6 protein-coding genes are annotated in these 5,225 nt (G+C 66.0%); 2 read left to right on the forward strand and 4 right to left on the reverse strand.

Annotated features, from left to right (window positions below; genetic code table 11):
- The 3 genes from ABZW16_RS42860 to ABZW16_RS42870 all read right to left on the reverse strand — a co-directional run.
- The coding region (locus tag ABZW16_RS42860; RefSeq protein WP_354961901.1) for a GAF domain-containing protein at window positions 1–623 on the reverse strand (623 nt) is incomplete at its 3' end.
- A 60-nt stretch (window positions 624–683) separates the two neighbouring features.
- The gene (locus ABZW16_RS42865) at window positions 684–1,331 is read right to left on the reverse strand and encodes a response regulator transcription factor (protein ID WP_354961902.1); all 648 of its coding nucleotides are present in this window, start codon (window positions 1,329–1,331) and stop codon (window positions 684–686) included.
- 128 nt (window positions 1,332–1,459) lie between these two features.
- Entirely contained in the window at window positions 1,460–2,479 is a 1,020-nt protein-coding gene (locus ABZW16_RS42870; RefSeq protein WP_354961903.1) for a hypothetical protein, read from the reverse strand.
- Window positions 2,480–2,691: 212 nt separating this feature from the next.
- Here ABZW16_RS42870 and ABZW16_RS42875 point away from each other — a divergent pair, with 212 nt between their 5' ends.
- Window positions 2,692–3,453 (forward strand): sigma 54 modulation/S30EA ribosomal C-terminal domain-containing protein, encoded by a 762-nt coding sequence (locus ABZW16_RS42875; RefSeq protein WP_354961904.1) that lies wholly within the window; start codon window positions 2,692–2,694, stop codon window positions 3,451–3,453.
- Window positions 3,453–3,896 (forward strand): pyridoxamine 5'-phosphate oxidase family protein, encoded by a 444-nt coding sequence (locus tag ABZW16_RS42880; RefSeq protein ID WP_354961906.1) that lies wholly within the window; start codon window positions 3,453–3,455, stop codon window positions 3,894–3,896. The genes ABZW16_RS42875 and ABZW16_RS42880 overlap by 1 nt, the downstream gene beginning before the upstream one ends.
- Before the next feature lie 54 nt (window positions 3,897–3,950).
- Here the strand turns inward: ABZW16_RS42880 and ABZW16_RS42885 are convergent, their stop codons facing one another.
- Window positions 3,951–4,790, reverse strand: a complete 840-nt coding sequence (locus ABZW16_RS42885) for a DUF1460 domain-containing protein (RefSeq protein WP_354961905.1) — start codon at window positions 4,788–4,790, stop codon at window positions 3,951–3,953.
- Between the last annotated feature and the right edge of the window lie 435 nt (window positions 4,791–5,225).

A 5,225-nucleotide genomic window follows, 5' to 3' on the forward strand; every position in this document is an offset into this window, starting at 1 on the left:
CGGGACTGTTCGTAGAGGCGGGCGTTGGCGATGGCGATACCCGCGGCGGCCGCCAGCGCCTGCACCACGACCTCATCGTCCTCGGTGAATTCCTGGCCGCCGGACTTCTCGGTGAGGTACAGATTGCCGAACACTTCGTCGCGGACTTTCACCGGAACGCCGAGGAAGGTGCGCATCGGTGGATGGTGGGCCGGGAAGCCGACCGATGAGGGGTGCTTGGAAAGGTCGGTCAGCCGAATGGGCTTCGGTTCTTCGATGAGCAGGCCGAGCACACCGTGACCGCGCGGCAGATCGCCGATCATGACCCGGGTCCGATCGTCGATGCCCTCGTAGACGAATTCGGCGAGCTGATGACTGGTCTTATCGGTTTCGCGCACGCCGAGCGCGCCGTATCGGGCGTCCACCAATTCGATGGCGGTGTGCACGATCGAGCGCAGGGTGTTGTCGAGGTCGAGCCCGGCGGTCACCACCAGCATCGCCTCTAGCAACCGGTCCATCTGATCGCGGACGCCGACGATTTGCGCGATCCGATCCTGCACCTCGCCGAGTAGCTCACGCAACCGCAGCTGCGAGAGGGTTTCGGTCACCGGTGTCCGGTCGGACAGTTCCGACTCGTCTTCCATAACCTGCATTTTCGCACGTGCGGTGTGCGGTGAGGTGGTGGCGACTCGACTGAGCGTTGATCATTCCGGTTTCGTCGGCGTGTTGAGTTTCGAGGCAAGCACCGCGGCCTGGGTGCGTCGCTCGACCCCCAGTTTGGTCAGCAGTCGGGAGACGTAGTTCTTCACCGTCTTCTCGGCCAGGAACATCCGATTGGCGATCTGCCGATTCGTCAGCCCCTCTCCTAGCAGATCGAGCAGCGTCCGTTCCTGGTCGCTGAGGTTCGCAAACGGCCCGTTCCTGGCTCCGGCCTCCTCGCGCAGTTTCGCCATCAGGGCGGCGGCCGCACGGTTGTCGAGCAGTGATCTGCCCGCGCCGACCTCGCGAATGGCCTCGACCAGTTCCGTGGTGCCGATGTCCTTGACCACATATCCGCTGGCCCCGGCGAGGATGGCGTCGAGCATGGCTTGCTCGTCGGTGAACGAGGTGAGAATCAGACAGCGCAACGTGGGGTGTTGGTCCAGCAGTTCGCGGCACAGTTCGATGCCATTGCCGTCGGGGAGCCGAACGTCGAGGACGACGACCTCGGGACGCAGCGCGGGAATGCGTGCCATGGCCTGGGCGACGGTACCCGCTTCACCGACCACATCGAGATCGGGTTCGGCCTCGATCAGATCCTTCACACCGCGCCGCACGATCTGGTGGTCGTCGACCAAGAAGACACTGGTCATCACGGAGCACCTTCCTCCACCACTACTTCAGCGTACTGACCGGGCCGGTACGGCGTGTCGGAGTTGGTCCCCGGATCGGTGACAAAAGTCCCTTGGCTCCGGTTGGGGATCTGAGGAGTGCGGCGTGACTAACGCTCGGCCGTTTCGTCGCTCATCGTGAGGATGTCGGCGATCGGGCGGCGCGGTGTCGGCTCTGGCGGCGGTTCCTCATCGGGTGCGGTGCCGACGCGGATCACGACCTGGGGGACACCCGGGTGGGTGAGCATTCCCGCGATGGCCGTTCGGCCAGTGGGTGTTTCGGTGATGTGGGTCAATGCGCAAGTGGCCGAACCGGTCGCCGCGCATTCCAGCAGCACAGCGGAGAGGGCTTCGCCGGTGTGCAGCCACGTTGTGATGGATTCGCTGGACGAGCTGAGCACCAGCAGGCGTGCTCCGTCCTCCGTCAGGTTCGCGCGGCGCGCGGAATGCGGTGCGGACGGGAAGGATCGCCCGACGCCGACGCGGGCGAATTCGGCGTCGGAGACCAGCGACTCCCGCGGAACCCCCTCCTGATCGCCGGAATGCCCACTCCACCAATGTAATTCGGTCTGGTAGGGCATATCGTAGCGGCGGGTTGCGGTGGTCTGCGCCGAGGCCGCCGCGATTTCGGTCGTCGCGTTCTCGTCGAGGACGTCGAGCTCGAGGTCGTGCGGGGTGACCAGCATACGTGCGGTGTGCACGAGCTGAGACCAGTTGGTCGGCGGGTAGAACGGCAGCCGATCGGTGTGCCGGTGATCGATGGCGCGGGCGCGGGCCAATACGCCGATCGGGGGATCCGGCCACGGGCGGAACTCGATCACCGCCAGATAGTCGGAGCGTCCGGTATCGGGCAGCCGCGTCGTATCGGTGTGCCACCCCACCGCGGCGAAGGCCGTGCGGACATGGTGCAACATCGCGCCGCAGCTGATCACCAGCTGTCTGCCCATGGGGTCGGCCGAGGTCAACAGTCGGTCATTGTCGCGGTACAGGTGCAGCCGAGTGCCGTCGAATACCCAGTGCCACGGCTGTGTGTTGTGCACCGACGGCGCCCGGCTGGCCTGGCGCATGACCGCCAGCACCGTCGCGCCGTTCGGCACGGAACCTACGGAGGAGGAGCCGCTCTCGGTCATACGGTCGAGTGTCGTCCGGCACTGTGGCCGTTCGATATGGGCTTTGCGCCCGTTCTCGAAGGCCCATGGTCATCCGGGCCGATATGTGACCGAGCAAAGCCTCGACGAAACCAAGGTCCTCGATTCGCGTGCCCTTCGGCCCTGTTCGGCGTGCTCGCCCCGCGGCGACACTGCCAGCGTTGGGTGCGTAGGGGCGGAAGAAGGACTACCGAGTGAGTACATCCGAACTGTGGTCGACCGGAACGACTTCGAACGGGGTCTGCACCACGCAGGGCACGGTGGACCCCGTGCAGATCTCGCGCACGATGCGCGCGATCGACCAGGTACTGAGCTGCCGCCGTGTCGATGCACCGGCGCGGGTCCGGCTCATCGGCTCGCCGTGTGTGGCTGGCGCCGTGCTGGCGCAGGCGAATGTGGTGTTCCGGGATCTCATTGTGCGCGCGCAGGTTCCCGGGCCCGGTGGATTCGTCGCGCCCTTTCTCGCCGACCGTCTCGACCGGCAGCTCGCGCGGCTGAACTCCGGTGATATCCCGAGGTACTGGCCCGATCCGGCACGCCCACCATTGGCGGTGAGCACCGAGGAACGGCCGATCGTGCGCCAAAAGTCCTGCGCCCTGCTGGTCGGGGCACCGGCCGACGCGGTGCGGGTGATGGAGGCGATGGACTATGACGCCTACCTGTACACCGATGCGGAGACCGGCGAGGATGCCGCTGTCTACTGGGCGGGCCCGCTCGGCGTGCGTATGGCGCGCCAGTATCGAACGCAGCCACCCGTGTCGACCTCGGGGTTGTCGCTCACCATGAATCCGCACCCGACGCCGCGGCTGACCCGAGCCGAGGCCGCGGCCCGGCTGTGCCGGTACGGTCTGCCGTTCGTGTTCTTCACCGATCCGCACAGCGGACGGGGACGGCTGCTGTATCGCCGCTACGACGGCGCGCTGGCACTGGTCCTACCCGAGGCGGCTGCGCGATGATGACCGAGTTCGCCGCGAGCGACGATACCGGGCGTGCCGTTGTGGAACTCGATCGCACCACGGCATTGAGCCTGCTCGCGACGGTCCAGCTCGGTCGAGTGGTGTTCAGCCGCAATGCATTACCCGCGATCCGCCCGGTCAACCACCTGGTCGAGCCGGACGGCCGGATCATCGTGCGCACCCGCGTCGCGTCCAGACTCACCTCGGCCGTGCGCGGTAACTCCGATGTGGTGGTCGCCTACGAGGCCGACGATATCGACCCGCAGCTGCACACCGGGTGGTCGGTCGTGGTGACCGGTCTCGCCCGCCCCGTCACCGATCCGATTCGCATCGCCCGCTATGAGCGCCTGCTGCACTCCTGGGTCGACCGGGTCATGGACGCCGTCATCGAGATCGAACCGTCCATCGTCACTGGCATCCGCCTCGTCGAACAGGTCGCCTGAGCACGCTGGGACCGGCAGCTGTCGACGGCGGTGCCGATCCGGGCGGCCCGGTGACTATTGGGGGCGCAGGACGACGATGCCGGGCGTCGAGTGGACGTAGTCGGTGAAGGGTGAGTCGACGACCTTGTTGTTGGCGGCCAAGGAGGAAGCGTTGCGGAAGACCGGGCCGTCGGGTGTCATGACGAAGATGCCGACATGGGTTACGTCCAGGCCCGGCTGGTCGGCGTAGGCGCCGATGTAGTCGCCGGTGCGGAGTCTGGCGATGACGGTGTCGTCGACGGCGCCGCCCGGGATATACGTGATATCGCGATCGACCACCGGTAGGCCGGGAAGGTACTGCCCGCCATCGGCTTTCGCATTGAGGTGCTTGGTGACGGTCATCGCGGCGGGGCCGAGCGACGCGGTGATATCGGTGGCGGCGATGCGCGCGGTATGCGACCAATCGCTGAAGAAGTGTTTGCGCTGCTGGAATTCGATGCGTCCGTCGGTGTAGCGGGTCTCGATCAGGTTCGCCACGAACTGATCCCGATCGGTGGACCTGCTGAGCGCTTCGACATAGTCCAGGTAGGTGAAGCAATCCACCCGCCGCATATCGATGACCAGCTGTTCGGGCCGACTCGCCGAGCCGATGAGCATATCGGCGCCGTACGGCGTGCCGAGGAACCGACTCGACAGCAGGTTGATCAACTCGCCCTTGCGCGCGCCCGGCGTGGCCGCCCGCAGTGCCAGCAGCTCATCGATCTTGCGCGCGGTGACGTCATCAATGGCTGCGCTCGGTGTACCGACCGCCGCGGGCAGCGCCGGCAAGGCAATGCCGACGAGTGCCAGCACGACGAGCAGTATGCGAGCGATGGTGCGCAAGAAGCCTCCAGCAAGGGGAACGGTCGCGAGCACTGCTGCCACGGTAGCCGGGATGCCGCGGGCAACCGGCACTGAACTCGAAAATCCCACGGGCTCTTGATGATCGCGCCGTGGCTAGCGAAGCGAGTCGGACGTTCCGAGTCGAACAGTTTGGTCACGGACATGTCTCGATGTTGCCATTTCGTTATCCGAGCGCGGCCTCGATCGATGGGTCACGCCTGAACGAGCGCCGTGAATGCGGTCGTACAGATGCACACACATGACCGACAGCCGTATCGGGCGCACTCGGCGCGCTGAATCCCGGCAGATGTGGCAGGCTCACTCATCGAGGCCGGGGTGCAGAGGATTCGACTCGCACAACGGTCGGCGCGACCACGGGAGACCCCAGCTCCGGCTGGGGTCTTCGTGTGTTCATGGCGCCTTCGAGGTCGACGCGCATGACGTGGATTACATTTCGGGTTCCCCGGC

The organism is Nocardia sp. NPDC004604, from assembly GCF_040609795.1.
Taxonomy (GTDB): Bacteria; Actinomycetota; Actinomycetes; order Mycobacteriales; family Mycobacteriaceae; genus Nocardia.

Excerpts from the sequence above, each read along its gene's own strand:
- ABZW16_RS42865 (WP_354961902.1), bottom strand. The coding sequence starts at position 1,331 with ATGACCAGTGTCTTCTTGGTCGACGACCACCAGATCGTGCGGCGCGGT.
- ABZW16_RS42870 (WP_354961903.1), bottom strand. The coding sequence starts at position 2,479 with ATGACCGAGAGCGGCTCCTCCTCCGTAGGTTCCGTGCCGAACGGCGCG.
- ABZW16_RS42880 (WP_354961906.1), top strand. The coding sequence starts at position 3,453 with ATGACCGAGTTCGCCGCGAGCGACGATACCGGGCGTGCCGTTGTGGAA.